The organism is Vescimonas sp., assembly GCF_057856985.1.
Window position 1 is genome coordinate 1 of sequence record NZ_DBLZXX010000008.1, and the last position, 15,883, is coordinate 15,883.

The following is a 15,883-nucleotide window of genomic DNA, read 5'->3' on the forward strand; positions in this document are numbered from 1 at the left end:
ACGGCTTCAACGGTCGTGGGGCTGACATCGGGGAGAATTTTGCAAATCTCGGCTTTGGATAGCGGCGTCAGGCTGTTCAGGACGGTCGCCTCCACACGGGCTTTCTTCGTGATCTTCTTGCCGTGTACCACCGCAAACCGCTTGTCCAGTTCCTTATAGCACATATAGAGTGTGGACAGGAAATTCTCGATAAAGGGGAAATAGGAGTTTTCATTCGTTTCCCATCCTTCCGAGGATTGCCGTAGGGCTTCGTAATAATACGCCTTGTAGTTGTTGATCTGCTCCTCAAAGGACACATATTTACCGGCATCAAAGCCATTTTTGTATAGCAGCAGCAGCGAGAGCAGACGGGACATTCTGCCGTTGCCGTCCCGGAACGGGTGGATGCAGAGAAAGTCCAGAATCACGCAGGGAATCAAAAGAAGCTGATTGATATTCGCATCGCTTCGGGCATCCAGATAGGCAAGCTCCAACTGCTCCATTGCTTTCGGGGTTTCGCTTGCGGGCGTGGGACGGAAACGGACACGGCGGTTTCCGTCAGCATCGATCTCCAGAATTACATTGTCGTCTGTCTTGTACTGCCCGCCGTACTCATAACCCGCAAAGCTCATCATCATTTCGTGCAGCCGCAGAATGTCGCTCTGCCGGAAGTCGATATGCTCATATCCCAAGTGGATCTCGTTCAGCGCATCTCTGTACCCGGCAATCTCCGCCTCGTTGTGGTTCAGCGGGGCGCTGTTCTGATTGACAATGGCAGCGATACGCTCGTCGCTGGTCACAATGCCCTCGATGGCGTTGGAGCTTTTGATGGACTGCACCTTTGCGACAGCTTCCAGCTCCGTGAAGATCTGCGTGTATTCTTCCTTGCGCACGCCAGCCATAGTTTTGAGCGCCGCAATATTGGAAGTGAGGTTCACAAGGTTTGCCGGCAGCAAGCCGTTATTCAAAAAGGAGTAATCGAATCTTCTCATACAGCACCAGCCTTTCTGCATATAATTATAGCATATTATGTGCAGAAAAACAAGCTGATATCCCAATTATCTGCATATACTTCTTTGAGATATATGCAGATAGAGCATCCAAATAGGCAGTAATATGAGAAAACGGCACGGGGTTTCCGTGCCGTCTGCGTCAGATCGCCTTGACTTATTTGAAGCAGGCCGCGGCATTGGTAATTCAAGGCAACAAAGGCATCGTCGACCATGTAAGTGCAATATCCAGCAAGAGGGCGTCGCCATATCCTATTTTTAGTATACCGCATCCACCCTCGTCTTTTAACCTCCACCCCACCCCCCCCCGCGCAAACCCCCTCGATTTTGACCTCTCCCGTGCCTGAAACACCCCTCAAACACCCCATTTACAGGTCAATTTTTTGGCTGATGCGCACAGCTGCCAAACCTGCAAACCTTTGCGCGACAACGGCTTCAAGTCCTTGCCGATAGGGACTCTCTGGATTGGAAGGACTACGATGCGGACACCATCTGCAAGCGTGTGACCTCCAAGGTCCAGCCCGGCAGCATCGTGCTGTTCCACAACGCCGCGCTGCACACGCCGGAGGCGCTGCCCGCCATCCTCACCTGCCTCATCAACGATGGCTACACTGTGGTGCCCATCTCCCGGCTGATCCTGCCCCAGCCCTACACCATCGACCACACCGGCCGGCAGTTCCCTGCGGAAGAATTGTCTTAAAAATACCAAAATGCGCTTGTTTTTCAATAAGCGGAAATGCGGCGGAATTATATCTGACCCTCAAAAAGGGCAGGACCGACAACCACTGCCCATGCAGCGATTGTCGGTCCTGCCCCATATAAGGAAGGGGGTTAGATCATATACTTCAGAACATCTTGTACTCGTTCAGAGCCATGGCCACGCAGCTGATCATGGTGTTGATGTCGAACACGGGGACGTCCAGCTCGTCGCGGATGCGGGCGGAGTAGGGCGGCAGATCCGTACACTCCAGTACCACGGCGCCGATGTCGGGGTGCTCCTCCAGGCCCTTGCGGACCACACCCACCACCTCGTCGGTGACAGCCTCCAGATCGAACTCCTCGTTGGGATGGGTGTAGATACGGCCCCACTCCGGCTGGTCGTGGAGGCTCAGGATCACCAGTTCTTCCGTGCACAGGGCCGCGGGCGCAAATAGCTATACTTGTATATACAAAGCTCTACAACTATGATTTATGCAAAAATTGCTTGCGTTTACTTGTATGATCATGTATAATATATATAGATCGTCAAAGGTGCCGGATGCAGGGCAGCCGCGGCTGCCGCTGCGTCATTTTCATTTCTCCCGTTTTGTCATTTTGCTCAAAATTTGAGCCTCGATCATTCTTTCGGAGGACACAACACTATGGACCGTGCTGCGATGCTCACTCTTGACAAAGCCAATGCCAAACCTCTGCACATTCAAATTGAGGAATCTATCCTCCAGAAGCTGGAATCCGGAGAGTGGGCGCCCGGCAGGCTGATCCCCTCCGAAAACGAGCTGAGCCATATCTACGGCGTCAGCCGCACCACCGTGCGCAACGTCATCACCAAGCTGGTGCAGGAGGGACTACTGTTCCGCATTCCCGGCAAGGGCACCTATGTGGCTGAGCCCAAGATCGTGGCTCACTCCCTGACCTACGCCGGCATCCGCGAGCAGCTGGAGCAGATGGGCTACGAGGTCTCCACCCGCCTGATCTCCATGGGTCTGGAAACTGTGGACCAGAAGATCATGGAGCACTTCCCCGGTCTGGACGACCCCCACTTCTATGTGGTGCGCCGTCTGCGCATGCTGAAGGGCGAGCCCCTGAGCATCCACATCTCCTACCTCCCCCACGCCTACTGCCCCGGCATCGACCAGTACGACCTCAGCGGCGAGCAGCTGTGTACCGTGCTGAGCCGCGTGTACGGCCTGAACCGTGCCAAGGCGGTGGAGACGCTGGAATCCGTGGCAGCCAGCTCCACGGAGGCCTCCCTGCTGAACATCTTCCCCGGCCAGCCGCTGCTGCTGCTGCAGGATCGCATCCTGGATGCCAGTGGCCGCACCTTTGAGTACAGCAAGGTGGTGTTCCGCGGCGAGAAGATCAAGATCACCATGGAGATCTGACGCCGCGTCTCACAGAATACAGCAAAAAGCATCCATCCTTTCGGATGGATGCTTTTTTTGTCGCAGACAGCAGCTTTTATGCGTGGGATCACTTGTCGCACAGGTGACAGGCCACCAGATGCCCGGGAGAGACCTCCTTCAGTACGAAGATGATCTGGAGTTCCTGACGCATCTTCTTCATCTGGCGGGCGTTGTACTTGAATACCCACCTGCTGGAGATCAACCGCGCCATCGGCGGTGCCGGCATCGTGACCGCCGTGGGCGAGCATACCGCCACCGAGGTTCTGGCCGCCCTGAAGGCCGCCAAGAAGAACGGCGCCACCACTTCCTTCGACCTGAACTACCGCCACACCCTGTGGAGCAAGGAAGCTGCTCAGGCCGCCATGGTGGAGCTGATGCCCTACATCGACGTCATCATCGGCACCGAGGAGGCCTACGACGTGATGAACGGCGGCTCCGCCCGCGTCAAGCGCTGAATTTACTGATTACCACCTTCCTAAATATGTGCAGGAGGAGGACACCCATCGGGGGTGTCCTCCTCCTGCCTTTTCTGTTCCCCTGCCGCCCCATGTTAACGGCAGGTCCCCCATCCGCGTGAAGCCTGCGCCGCACTCAACCGGTGAAGCCGCCGCCCACATCCTGCCCCAGATCACAGGTGTAGACCCACTCCACCGTGTCGCCGTCCTGTAAGACGTACCGCGAGCAGCCGTAGTTGGGATACCAGCCGTTGACGGCGTACATCCAGCCGGACTCGCTGCCCGCATCGAACTCATAGAGGTTGCCGATGCCCTCGATATACGCGCTGTTGTATACCGGCGTGAAGCTGGATTCCATGTGGATCCTGTTCTCGCGGCACACCCGCTGCAGAACATCGTAGACGCTCTCGCCCTGGGAGAAGGTGACCTCCGTGGCGGGCAAAAGCACGCCGTCATCAGGCACCAGCGGTTTCTTACTGTCGGCGCACTTATCCCAGTTATCCAGGATCGTGGCGCAGGAGATGGAGATGGTACACGTCAGCTGGGTGCCGGTATCCACCACCGCGTCGTCCGGCTCCACCGGCGCGGGCTTGCCATCGGGCACGGGGTCGGTCTGGTACTGGTCCTTCCCCTCCGTCTGCTGGGCGCCGCCTGGCGGCGTATCCGCTGCGCCGCCCTGGACGCCGCAGCCCGCCGGCAGCAGCAACAGTACCGCCAGCAAAAGCGCCGCAATGGGCGATTTTTTCTGTTTCTTCATCATGCGATTCTTTCCCCTCAGTTTCTTTCGCGCGTTAAAGCGCCGCGCAGGGTTGTTTTTCACAGGCGCTCGCCGCCCAGATACACGGCCTGCCGCGCCAGCGTGTCATCGCACACCACAAAGTCGGCAGGCAGCCCGTCGGCGATGCTGCCGGTCTCCCCCGCCCTGCCGATCTCCCTTGCGGGGATGGCGGTGGCGGCCAGGACTGCCTGCTCCACAGGGACGCCGAAGGCGGCGGCGTTCCGCATGCAGTCGTACAAATTGGCAGCGCTGCCGGCGATGGTGCCGTCGGAGAGCCTCGCCACGCCGCCGGAAAGGAACACATCCTGTCCGCCCAGCGTGTACCGTCCGTCCGGCATGCCGCAGCAGCGCAGCGCGTCGGAGATGAGGCAGACGCGGTTTGGGAACAGCCTGAACGCCATGCGCACGGCGCTGGGATGGACGTGGTGGCCGTCGCAGATCAGCTCCGCCGTGACGCTCTCCCGCTCCGATGCCGCGCCGATGGGACCCGGGCGTCGGTGGTGGATGCCGGGCATGGCGTTATAGAGATGGGTCAGATGGGTGGCTCCCGCGTCAAAAACGGCGGCGGCCTCCTCGTAGGAGGCATCGGTGTGGGCCACGGAGACGGTACACTTTTCCGATGCGCGGCGGGTGAATTCCACCGCGCCGGAAAGCTCCGGCGCCACATCTGCGATGCGCAGCAGGCCCTCCGCCGCGTTGTACAGGCGGGCGAAGGCGTCGTAGTCCGGCAGACGGAGATACGCCGCGTTCTGCGCGCCCTTTTTCTTTTCGGAGAAGAAAGGCCCCTCCATCTGGATGCCCAGCAGGCGGGCGCAGCCCTTCGGCGCGATGCGGTGCAGCCGCACCGCCGTGCGGAACGCCGTTTCCAGCACGTCGTAGGGCAGCGTCATGGACGCGGGAGCAAAGGACGTGACGCCGTTTTTTGCCAGATAGGCGGCCATTTTTACAAGGCCGTCGTAGTCCCCGTCGGAGAAGTCCGCGCCGGAGTTGCCGTGGGTGTGTACATCCACCAGTCCGGGGATGACCCGCGCGCCGCGAAGGTCCACGCCCTCCCCGTCCGCCGCGTCCGCCAGCACGTGGGCGAACCGGCCGTCCTCCACAGAGAAGCCGCCGGAGACAAAACGGCCGCCCACAAAAATCAAACCGTTTTCAAACCGCATATCACACCTCCGGCAGACTGGCTGCCGCCACAGACTGGCCCACGCGGCGGAACTGCTCGTCCGGCAGGGTCACGGAAACGCGCAGCGCCGGATACTCCTCCGCCAGCACGCGGCGGCACTCGGATACGATGAGCTCGCCGCCGATGCCGGAGGCCACGCGGCCCAGCACCATCAGATTTTTCAACTCATACACCCCCGCGTACAGCGGCAGGGTGTGGCCCAGATACACGCCGATGTCACGGAAAATGGCCAGCGCCCGGGGATCGCCCGCCGCGGCCAGCTCCTGCACGGCGCTGAGCTTTTCGGCGGGGGTCAGCATCTCCGGCAGCGGAATACCGGCGGCAGGAGCCAGTCGGATCACGGCGTCCTGCGAGAAATACTGCCCGCCCACGCCGGTGTCGCCAGACCAATCGTCCTTCGCCGCCTGCGGGCTGAGGTCCACGGGGGCAAAGGCCAGCTCGTTGAACCAGCCCAGGATGCGGCCCTCCCCGTCCACGTAGCCTGCGGCCTGGCTGGTGCCCATGGCGAGGCCCATGACGCAGGTGTCCCGCAGGCTCATGGCTCCCGCCAGTGCCGTGACATCGCCGTCGTTGGCCACCGCCACCGGCACGTTCCCCAGCGCCGCGGCGGCGCGGGTATAGATGGTGCGGACCAACTCGTGCTTTTCCGGAGGCACCTGCACGAACAGAGACGACACCATGGGGGAATCATTCAAAATCACACCGGCGGAGGATACGCCGATGGCATCCACCCGCGGCAGATGGGCTGCCGCCGCACGGAGCGCCGACAGGATGCCGTCGTAGTGGTACTGGGGGTCCGGCTGCGTCTTGGGGTGCCAGACCACCTCCTCGGCATAGACCATTTCGCCGTTGATAACGGCGGAGACCTTCCGGTCGGAGCCGCCGGCGTCGAAGCCGATGCGGCAGCCGCCCAGGTGGCCGCCGATCTTCCGCGCGCCGCTGCGGGCGGCGGGAAAGTCCCGCTCCGCCACGGATTCCAGCGTGAAGGGACGCCGGAATACCGTCTCCATCAGCGATGCGTCAAAGGCCCGGGAGCCGTGGGACCCGTATATATCCGCCAAGCGGCGGGTCAGGCCGTCACAGCCGCAGATACGGACCCGCCAGCCGCCCACGCTCCACAGCAGCAGCTTCACGGTGCGCTCCAAAAAGCGCAGGTCGGCGGGGTCTGTCACGCCCCGCAGGCGGGTATCGAACACGGCCACCTGGCCCTCCTGCCGCTCCACGGCGATGCGGACGGGGCAATGGGCCTCCTTCAGATAAGCGTCCCGCCACGGAGCAAAGGGCAGGTACGCCGCGTCCAGGGCGGGACGGTTCTTCACCGCGCAGGGGACGCCCAGGTAGGCGGCGCCCATCACGCCTTCATGCCGCTCCAGGCGGCCTCGTCGCAGATCAGCGTCACGTCGGGGTGGAATTGCAGGATGGACGCAGGCACCCAGGGGGTCACGGGGCCGCAGAACGCCCTGCGCAGGATGTCCGCCTTGTCGGCGCCGGTGACGATCATCAGCACGCGGCGGGCCGCCATCACCGTGCCCACGCCCATGGTGTAGGCGGCGGTGGGCACCTCATCCCCGCCGGCGAAGAAGCGGGCGTTGGCCCGCCGCGTGGACTCCGTCAGCGCCACCTCGTGGGTGCGGACGGGGAAATGGTCGCAGGGCTCATTGAAGCCGATGTGGCCGTCATGGCCCAGACCCAGCAGCTGGAGATCCACGCCGCCCAGCTCCTCGATGGTGCGCTCGTAGCCGTCGCACATGGCGTCCACGTCCGTGGTCATGCCGTCCGGCACCCAGGTGTTCTCCGGCCGGATGGAGATGTGGTCGAACAGGTTCTCCTGCATGAAGCGACGGTAGCTCTGGGGATGGTCGGGGGCAAGGCCCTTGTACTCGTCCAGATTCACGGAGCGGACACGGGAAAAGTCCATGAGCCCCGCCTGCTCCCGCCGGATCAGCTCCCGATACAGGGGGATGGGGGTAGCACCGGTGGCCAGACCCAGCACGCAGGCGGGCTTGGCGCACACCGCCTGCTGGAGCTGGTCCGCCGCCAGACGGCCCGCAGCCTCGGCGTCCGCCGCCTTCAAAACCTTCACATGGTACATAACGATTCTCCTTTATTATATGCAGGGAGGGACGCCGCTTTCGCGCCCTCCGCCGGTTCCTTGCCCGTAGCATACACCATCCGCGGGGAAAAATGCAAGTGCCTTCTCCGGATGGGTTGGGAGAGAGGAGCCCTGCGGGGTCTCCCTCCCCCCTGTGCGCATCCTTCAGGCGTCTTTATTTTGCAGGACGGCGGGACGGATGATAAGGCGCTTTTGCTCTGCCAGCGTTTCGTCCATTTCTTGCGTTTTATGTTAATAATTCGTTAGGAAAACTACGGTTCCGTACTTGAAACTCCGCATACTTCATGCTATTATTGTAATATTTTCGAGAATTTTCGGCATAAATGCCAAAAATTGCGGAGCTTCCCGCGTATAACAGGGATTTCTATGGAAAAAGTATAGGGCGCGCACTGCCACCCTTTTCCAGCGCATACAGATATTACCAGCTGCACAGGAAGTCGTTTCCAATTTGTCCTGCGGGCGTGCAGAATGCGTCCGTTTTTGTCCGCGCAGGGCGGTCATGGCCGCGAACTGTGTGCAAATTCCCTGCAAAACCCGAGCTTTTCCTGAAAATATCGTTTTTTTCGCCGTATTGTGATTTCTGCAACAGACACACGGTGTTTCCCCTGCTATCATACTTCAGCTATTCCGTTGGAAAGGAGACCGCACATGGCCTATATGCGTTTGGGCGATCTGCTGATCGCCGCCGGCGCCATCACCGAGGAACAATTGCAGACCGCCCTGCAGACCCAGAAGCAGAGCGGCCAGCGTCTGGGCGACGTGCTCATCGACAGCGGCATTATCACCCAGCGGCAGCTCATCGATGCTTTGCAGATGCAGTTGGGCGTGGACTATATCGACCTGACCCGCGTGTCTATTCCGGTGGAGCTGGCCAAGTATGTGCCCCGCGCCATCGCCAGAAAGTACTGCGTGGTGCCGGTGAAGCTGGTAAAGGACGAGCTGTACGTGGCGATGAGTGATCCTCTGGACTTCGTGGCTCAGGAGGAGCTGAAGTCCGCGTCCCGCAGGCAGATCGTACCCATGATCGCCACCCGCCGCGCCGTGGAGCAGGCCATCGCCACCCTGTACGGCAACGAGGGCACCGCGCGCGTCATCGAGGAGATGAAGCGGGCGGCCGGCGACAACGGCCGCGACATCGTACCCGCCCAGATGACGGGCGGCCGCGAGGACGCCGACGCCGCGCCCACGATCCGCTTCGTCAACTCCCTCATCGAGCGGGCATTTAACGAGCGGGCCAGCGACATCCACCTGGAGCCTCAGGATGGAGAGATGGTGGTGCGTATGCGCATCGACGGACTGCTGCACAAGATGCTGACCGTCCCCGCCAATTTGCAGAATACCGTGATCTCCCGCCTGAAGATCATGGGCGGCATGAACATCTCCGAGCGCAAGATCCCCCAGGACGGCCGCGCTATGGTGCATATCCACCAGCACGAGCTGGACCTGCGTATCTCCTCCATGCCCACCATCTACGGTGAGAAGGTGGTGCTGCGTCTGCTGGACAAGTCCCGCCGCGACATCAGTAAGGAAGCCATCGGTCTCACCGGTGACGACCTGCGGAAGTATGAGGCCCTGCTGCAGAACAGCTCCGGCGTGATCCTTATCGTGGGCCCCACCGGCTCCGGTAAGTCCACCACCATGTGTGCCATGCTGCAGGAGCTGTGCAGCGAGGAGACCAACATCATGACGCTGGAGGACCCCGTGGAATACGACATCCCCGGTGTCAGCCAGTGCCAGATCAATGAAAAGACCGGTATGACCTTTGCCGCGGGCCTACGCGCCATCCTGCGCCAGGACCCCGATATCATCTCTGTGGGCGAGATCCGCGACGGCGAGACAGGTTCTATCGCCATCCGCTCCGCCATCACCGGACATCTGGTGCTGTCCACGCTGCACACCAACGACGCCGTATCCGCCATTCCCCGTCTGGTGGACATCGGCGTGGAGCCGTACCTCATCGCCAACGCCCTGCGCGGCGTCATCTCCCAGCGGCTGGTGCGGCGCATCTGTCCCCACTGCAAAAAGCCCCACCGTCCCTCCGATGAGGAGCTGTCGCTGCTGAAGCTGCCTGCCGATGCGGACATCACCTTCTACCGCGGCGAGGGCTGTCCCGAGTGCCGCCACACCGGCTTCCACGGACGCCGCGCGGTGTTCGAGATCCTGACGGTCAATGACAGGCTGCGCCGTCTCATCAGCCAGGGCGCCGACTACGACGCGCTGCTGAAGGCCGCGGCTGACACCGATTTTACGTCCATGCGGGACAACTGCCGCGCGCTGGTGCTCTCCGGCGAGACCACCGCTGCCGAGGCCGCCCGCGCCATCCACTCCACCATCGACTGAAGAGGAGCCTATGCTTTCACTGGATCAGCTCATTGAGAAGGCGCGCGCCATGCGGGCCTCCGATGTTCATATCGTCTGCGGCCTTCCGGCGAAGTGCCGTGTAGACGGAAACGTTACCGACCTCACCGGCGAGGTGCTCACCGCCGCCGACTGCGAGATGCTGGCCCGCGAGCTGGCCGGTGCGGAATACGAGGCCATGGCGGACATCGGCGAGCTGGACATGGCCCGCTCGTTCCCCGACGGGGGACGCACCCGCGTCAACCTGTTCCGCCAGCAGGGCAGCGTCTCCGCCGCCATCCGTCTGCTGGCCGACCATATCCCCTCGCTGGACGAGCTGTCCCTGCCGCCTGTGGTGGCGGATTTCGCCTCCTACCGCAGCGGCATCGTGCTGGTCACGGGCGAGACGGGCTCCGGCAAGTCCACCACGCTGGCGGCCCTGCTGGACCGCATCAACCACACCAGAAACGCCCACATCATCACGCTGGAGGACCCCATCGAGTACGTCTACGTGCCGGATCGCTGCATCGTGAACCAGCGGGAGATCGGCGCGGACACCCGCTCCTATGCCGACGGCCTGCGGGCCATCCTCCGCGAGGACCCCGATGTTATCCTCATCGGCGAGATGCGGGACCTGAACACCATCGAGACGGCGCTGACCGCCGCGGAGACAGGCCATCTGGTGTTCGCCACCCTGCACACCAACTCCGCTGCCGACGCGGTGGACCGCATGGTCAATGTGTTCCCCGCCGCCCAGCAGCAGCAGATACGTCTTCAGCTGTCCACTACCCTGCGGGCCGTCCTGTCCCAGCAGCTGCTGCCCCGGCGGGCCAGCAGCGGGCGCGTCGCCGCCTGCGAGATCATGGTCGTGACGGACGCCATCCGCAACCTCATCCGCGAGGGAAAGACCCCCCAGATTGAGAGCTTCATCACCCTGAGCGGGCGGAACGGCAGCATCACTATGGACCAGGCCCTGCGCCAGCTGGTACAGCAGGGCACCGTGGCCTTCGACACCGCCGTGGCCTACGCCCGGGACCGTGAGGCTTTCCAGAGCGCCCGCAGCTTCTGACCCTACCCCCCCTTCCGACACACAAAGCGAGGTGAACTTCCTTGACCACCTATAAGTACAAAGGCGTGTCCCCCGACGGCGCCAGGGTATCCGGCGTCATCAAGGCCTACGATGAGTTTGAGGCCGTGTCCCAGCTGCGGGAGACGTGCTCTGTGGTCACGAAGATCGAGGCCGTGCCGGAGCAGAAGGAGGGCGGTGTCAGCTTCGGCTCCCGCCGCATCAAGGCCAAGGAGCTGGCCATCCTCTGCTCCCAGTTCGCCATCATCCTGACCTCCGGACTGCCCATCGACCGGTGCGTGGAGATGGTGGCGGCCCAGGCCCGCAGCCGCGAGATCCAGCGGGTGCTGGAGCACGTGGCCGAGGATGTCAGCGGTGGATACAGTCTGGCCCAGAGCTTTACCAACGCCGGCACCGCTTTCCCCGTCACGTTTGTCGAGACCATTCGGGCCGGTGAGCAGTCCGGCACGCTGGAGCTGTGCTTCGACCGGCTCCACAAATACTACGACAAATCCGCCAAGACCCACGCCAAGCTGGTCAGCACCCTGACGTACCCCGTGCTGGTGCTGATCGTGGCGGCCATTGTGTTCATGGTCATCATGCTGTTCGCTGTGCCCATGTTCACCTCCGCCTTTGCCGAGCTGGGCAGCGACCTGCCGCCCATCACCAGGGGACTTATCGCCGTTTCCGACTTCTTCCTGCACTACTGGTGGGTGTTTGTGCTCATGATTCTGGCGTTCTGCATCGTGAGGCTGCTGCTGCGCCGCAGCGACCGAGGGCGAATGTTCCTGGCGGCGGGCAAGCTGAAGCGCTCCCCGCTGAAGCGGCTGCACCAGATAAACGCCTCCGCCCAGTTCGCCTCCACCATGGCCACCATGCTGGCCGCCGGTCTGCCCGTCACCCGCAGTCTGGAGGTGACGGCGGGCGTCATCAACAACTACCTGTTTTCCGACTCCGTCCGCCGTGTGCGGCAGGGCGTGGAGCAGGGCCGCGATCTGGCGGGCTGCATGGCCGCCGATCCCACGTTTCCCCGTCTGCTGACGGAAATGACCGGCGTGGGCGAACGCTCCGGCAACTTGGAGCAGACTCTCACCGTCATCGGCGACTACTTCGACAACGAGGTCAGCGTCACCACCCAGCGGCTGCTGTCGTTGATGGAGCCGGTCATCACCATCGCGCTGGCGGTCATCACCGTCATTCTGCTGCTGGCCGTCTACCTGCCTATGTTCACCATGTACGGCAGCATCGCCTAAGTTCGTTGTATCCCGCCTTCCCTCAACCCTAAACAGGCGGCTACATAAATAAATTATTATATAGAAAGAGGAAAAAAGACATGATTTCCAAGCTGCTTAAGAAGAATGAAAAGGGCTTTACCCTGATGGAGATGCTGATCGTTGTGGCCATCATCGCCGTGCTGATCGCCATCGCCATCCCCACCTTCACCGCTTCCCTGAACAAGGCCAAGGTCGCCACCGATGAGGCCAACATCCGCGCCGGTTACGCCTCCGCCATGGCCGAGCTGATCGCCGGTGATACCGACGTTGCTGACGGCGCCACCCTGTACCTGCAGAAGGACGGCTCCGTGGCCGCCACCGGCACCAACGACTACACCTGCCAGGGCAAGCCCGGCGCCGCTGTTGAGATCGCCGGTCAGTCCGTCGCCGCTTGGGATAAGGGCCACAAGGTCGTCTACACCTTCGACGCCGCTGCCAACCACTTTGCCATCTCCACCGCGGAGTAATTTTCGGGCCGAAGTACTTACAACCCATGCACACATACATTACTCTGCGCCACAGGAGCCGGGGGGTTGCGGCTCCTGTGGTGTGGGTATCCAAAAGGAGACTGCCATGCTGTATCTGACCCCTGCCTTCACCGTCTACTGCTGCTTTGTGGCGGCGCTGCTGGGCGCGTGCATGGGCAGCTTCCTCAACTGCATGGCATGGCGCGTGGTACACGGGGAGTCCGTGCTCCGCGGCCGCTCCCACTGCGATGTGTGCGGGCATGTGCTGACGGCGGGGGATCTCATCCCTGTGGTCAGCTATCTTGTTCACAGGGGCCGCTGCCGCTGGTGCGGCGCGAAGCTGTCGGCCCGCCATGTGTGGGGCGAGGCTGCCGCGGCGGTGACGTTCACAGCCCTGCTCCTGCGCTATGATATTTCGCTCCAGATGCTTGAAGCGCTGCTGCTGGCCTGCGTGCTGCTGGCCTGCGCGTTCGCGGATCTGGAGGGGTATATCATCCCCGACCGCTTTGTGGCGGCGGGGGCCATCCTGCGCATCCCGTTTTTCTTCCTGCTGCCCGACCCGAAGGGGCAGGCGCTGGACGCCCTGCTGGGCAGTCTCGCCGTGGGCGGCGGGCTGCTGGCGGTGGTGCTGCTGTACGAAAAGCTGCGCAAAACCGACGCCATGGGAGGCGGCGACATCAAGCTGCTGTGCCTCACCGGCCTGTATCTGGGCTGGATGAAGAACCTGCTGTGTCTGCTGCTGGCCTGTGTGCTGGGCATTGTTTTTGCCCTGGTCACCCTGAAGCGCCGCGGCACGGAGGGGGACGCACGGCTCATCCCCTGGGGGCCCTCCATCTCGGCCGCCGCCATTCTGACGCTTCTGTGGGGCGACGCCATCACCGCCGCCTATCTGAGTCTGTTCTGAAAGTGAGGTATTGCCTATGACCGGAAATATCGTCTCTTTTGATATCGGTTCCGCCCAGATCAAGCTGGTCTGGTGCGCCGGAGGCGTCTGCAAGGCCGCCGTCTCCGCGCCGGTGCCCGATGGGCTGGTGCGGGGCGGCACCATCGTGTCCATGGACGCCATGGCCGATCTCCTGCGCCAGCTGGCCAAAGAAAATAACCTGCCACGCAGCGCGCAGGCCGCAGTGATCCTGCCGGCCCCGCTGGTATTCACCCGCATCACCGAGCTGCCCCCCATGACCGAAGGCCAGCTGACGTATAACCTGCCCTTCGAGTTCAAGGACTACCTGACCCAGGAGAAGAGCCGCTACTACTTTGACTACGCTGTGCAGGAGCTGGTTCGCGGCGAGGACGACAGCGTCACCCGGATGAAGCTGTTCGCCTGCGCCACCCTGAAAACCACCATCGAGGACTACCGCAGCATGATGAACCGCGCGGGCTTCAAGCTGAAGCTGGCCCTGCCGGAGGAGGCGGCCTACGCCGCGCTGCTCACCGACTGCATCCGCCGCACACAGCCGGAGAGCCGGGACTACTGTCTGGTGGACGTGGGTCACGCCGGTATCCGTATGTTCATCCTGCGGGACGACCGGTTCATCACCCGCCGCACCATCGATCTGGGCATGCTGGACCTCATCCGCTCCATCTCCGAGCGGCAGGGCGTGGATGAACACATCGCCCTGGCCCACATGCTGTCCAATTACGAGGGGGCCATGACGGACCCTGCCAGCATGGACCTGTACCACCGGATGGCGGCGGAGATCACCAAGGCCGTCAACTTCTATAACTACAACAACCGGCAGCAGGCGCTGCGCCGCGTGTACCTGTGCGGCGGCGGCGCGGCGGTGGGCCACATCGGCGACGCCATCCGCGAGGTGGCGGATCTGGAGGTACTGCCCGCAGCGGACCTGATGCCGGACACCGGCTCGGACGCCCCGTGGCTCTACACCAGAGCTCTGGGCTGCGCCCTGCAAGCGTAAGGAGGCCGCACTGCTATGAAAAAAGACAACAGCGCAAAGAGCCTCCCCGTCAAGGCGTCCAAATATCCCACCAAGCGCACCGTGAATCTGGCCCAGCGGGAATCCCACTCCCGCAGCACCCTGACGCTGACGCTGGGGCTGGTACTCATCGTGGTGCTGAGCTTCTGCGTGGCCAATTTCGGCGTACTGCGCCAGCTGGACCGCCAGCGGGCGGCAGAGAATGCCTACAACACCGTGCATTCCCAGTACGTCCAGATGCAGCAGGCGCTGGCGGACTACGACGACGTGGAGCTGCAGTACCGCACCTACTCCCGCACGTGGATGCAGGAAGAGGACTCCCCGTTCTACATCCCCGTGGACCGGCTGGAGGTGCTGGACCTGCTGGAGGGGTATCTGATGCCCTACGGCACGGTGAAAACCGTGCTGGTGGAGGACGATGTGGCCATCATCACCATGTCCGGCATGGATCTGGAGCAGATCTCCGCCATGTTCCAGCGTGTGCAGCAGCAACCCATCGTCAAGAGCGCATCGCTGACCATCGCCGCTACGCCCCGGCTGTCCCGTACCGATCTGCTGGATTTCTCCGTGACCATCACGCTCCAGCCCGCGGATAAGGAGGCTGCCGCATGAGACATGTTTTTACCACCCGCGAAAAGGTCCTGCTGGTGATTTTGGCCGTGCTGGTCATCGCCGTGGGCTACTGGAAGCTGATCCTCACCCCCATCAACGACTCCATCGCCGACCTCAACGCCCAGACCGTCTCGGAGCAGGATGCCATCCTGACCAACAGCGCCAGGTTGTCCCGTATGCGCCAGATGCAGCAGGAGCTGGAGACGCTGCTGGCCGATCCCGACGCCAAGCCGCTGCCGGATTATGACAACTCCGAGCGGCTGCTGGTGGAGCTGAACACCATCCTGTCCGGCACGGTGGACTACACCCTGAGCTTCGGGAGCACCTACCTGCTGGAGGACGGCGGCAGCATCATCTGCCGTCCTATCTCGCTGGAATATACCTGCGGCTCCTACACCGCCGCAAGGGCCGTGATGGATGCGCTCCACGGCAGCGATTATGTCAACCTCATCTCCGACGTGACCCTGGACCTGGACGCCGAGCACGGCACCAGGGTGAACCTCACCATCACTTATTTCGAACTGCAAAGCACCGGCAGCGCATCCTGACACC

At 62.2% G+C, this 15,883-nt stretch carries 17 protein-coding genes; 11 read left to right on the forward strand and 6 right to left on the reverse strand.

Annotation, left to right across the window (positions count from 1 at the left end):
* On the reverse strand, positions 1-971 hold a 971-nt coding region (locus ACZM22_RS06910; protein ID WP_489543546.1), incomplete at its 3' end, for a Fic family protein.
* Between the two features lie 520 nt (positions 972-1,491).
* On the opposite strand from ACZM22_RS06910, the gene ACZM22_RS06915 reads away from it, so the two are divergent.
* Positions 1,492-1,689, forward strand: coding sequence for a hypothetical protein (locus ACZM22_RS06915; protein WP_483267314.1), 198 nt, complete (start codon positions 1,492-1,494; stop codon positions 1,687-1,689).
* A 145-nt stretch (positions 1,690-1,834) separates the two neighbouring features.
* Here the strand turns inward: ACZM22_RS06915 and ACZM22_RS06920 are convergent, their stop codons facing one another.
* Positions 1,835-2,107, reverse strand: a complete 273-nt coding sequence (locus ACZM22_RS06920) for a hypothetical protein (protein WP_489543547.1) — start codon at positions 2,105-2,107, stop codon at positions 1,835-1,837.
* Between the two features lie 243 nt (positions 2,108-2,350).
* Here ACZM22_RS06920 and ACZM22_RS06925 point away from each other — a divergent pair, with 243 nt between their 5' ends.
* Entirely contained in the window at positions 2,351-3,091 is a 741-nt protein-coding gene (locus tag ACZM22_RS06925; protein WP_489543548.1) for a GntR family transcriptional regulator, read from the forward strand.
* Between the two features lie 197 nt (positions 3,092-3,288).
* Positions 3,289-3,567, forward strand: coding sequence for a hypothetical protein (locus ACZM22_RS06930; RefSeq protein ID WP_489543549.1), 279 nt, complete (start codon positions 3,289-3,291; stop codon positions 3,565-3,567).
* A 136-nt stretch (positions 3,568-3,703) separates the two neighbouring features.
* Here the strand turns inward: ACZM22_RS06930 and ACZM22_RS06935 are convergent, their stop codons facing one another.
* From ACZM22_RS06935 to nagB, 4 genes are read right to left on the reverse strand one after another with little or no spacing between them, the layout of a single operon-like run.
* Entirely contained in the window at positions 3,704-4,327 is a 624-nt protein-coding gene (locus tag ACZM22_RS06935; RefSeq protein WP_489543550.1) for a DUF4430 domain-containing protein, read from the reverse strand.
* A gap of 56 nt (positions 4,328-4,383) precedes the next feature.
* The gene (gene nagA, locus ACZM22_RS06940; protein WP_483267318.1) at positions 4,384-5,505 is read right to left on the reverse strand and encodes an N-acetylglucosamine-6-phosphate deacetylase; all 1,122 of its coding nucleotides are present in this window, start codon (positions 5,503-5,505) and stop codon (positions 4,384-4,386) included.
* 1 nt (position 5,506) lies between these two features.
* A complete protein-coding gene (locus ACZM22_RS06945; protein ID WP_483267319.1) occupies positions 5,507-6,877 on the reverse strand; it encodes an ROK family protein in 1,371 nt (456 codons plus the stop codon).
* Positions 6,877-7,608 (reverse strand): glucosamine-6-phosphate deaminase, encoded by a 732-nt coding sequence (gene nagB / locus ACZM22_RS06950; protein WP_483267350.1) that lies wholly within the window; start codon positions 7,606-7,608, stop codon positions 6,877-6,879. Before nagB ends, ACZM22_RS06945 begins: the two co-directional genes overlap by 1 nt.
* Before the next feature lie 678 nt (positions 7,609-8,286).
* Between nagB and ACZM22_RS06955 the strand changes: the two genes are divergently transcribed.
* The 8 genes from ACZM22_RS06955 to ACZM22_RS06990 all read left to right on the forward strand — a co-directional run bounded on the left by ACZM22_RS06955 (position 8,287) and on the right by ACZM22_RS06990 (position 15,879).
* Complete coding sequence (locus tag ACZM22_RS06955; RefSeq protein ID WP_489543551.1) at positions 8,287-9,978, forward strand: GspE/PulE family protein; 1,692 nt, start codon at positions 8,287-8,289, stop codon at positions 9,976-9,978.
* Between the two features lie 10 nt (positions 9,979-9,988).
* On the forward strand, positions 9,989-11,044 hold the full coding sequence (locus ACZM22_RS06960; protein ID WP_489543552.1) for a type IV pilus twitching motility protein PilT: 1,056 nt from the start codon (positions 9,989-9,991) through the stop codon (positions 11,042-11,044).
* A gap of 41 nt (positions 11,045-11,085) precedes the next feature.
* A complete protein-coding gene (locus ACZM22_RS06965; protein ID WP_489543553.1) occupies positions 11,086-12,294 on the forward strand; it encodes a type II secretion system F family protein in 1,209 nt (402 codons plus the stop codon).
* 80 nt (positions 12,295-12,374) lie between these two features.
* Positions 12,375-12,782, forward strand: a complete 408-nt coding sequence (locus tag ACZM22_RS06970) for a prepilin-type N-terminal cleavage/methylation domain-containing protein (protein ID WP_484424575.1) — start codon at positions 12,375-12,377, stop codon at positions 12,780-12,782.
* A 106-nt stretch (positions 12,783-12,888) separates the two neighbouring features.
* Positions 12,889-13,686, forward strand: a complete 798-nt coding sequence (locus ACZM22_RS06975) for a prepilin peptidase (protein WP_484424576.1) — start codon at positions 12,889-12,891, stop codon at positions 13,684-13,686.
* 16 nt (positions 13,687-13,702) lie between these two features.
* On the forward strand, positions 13,703-14,701 hold the full coding sequence (gene pilM / locus ACZM22_RS06980; protein WP_489543554.1) for a pilus assembly protein PilM: 999 nt from the start codon (positions 13,703-13,705) through the stop codon (positions 14,699-14,701).
* Positions 14,702-14,716: 15 nt separating this feature from the next.
* The gene (locus ACZM22_RS06985; protein ID WP_489543555.1) at positions 14,717-15,331 is read left to right on the forward strand and encodes a hypothetical protein; all 615 of its coding nucleotides are present in this window, start codon (positions 14,717-14,719) and stop codon (positions 15,329-15,331) included.
* Complete coding sequence (locus ACZM22_RS06990) at positions 15,328-15,879, forward strand: hypothetical protein (protein WP_489543556.1); 552 nt, start codon at positions 15,328-15,330, stop codon at positions 15,877-15,879. The genes ACZM22_RS06985 and ACZM22_RS06990 overlap by 4 nt, the downstream gene beginning before the upstream one ends.
* Positions 15,880-15,883 lie beyond the last annotated feature (4 nt).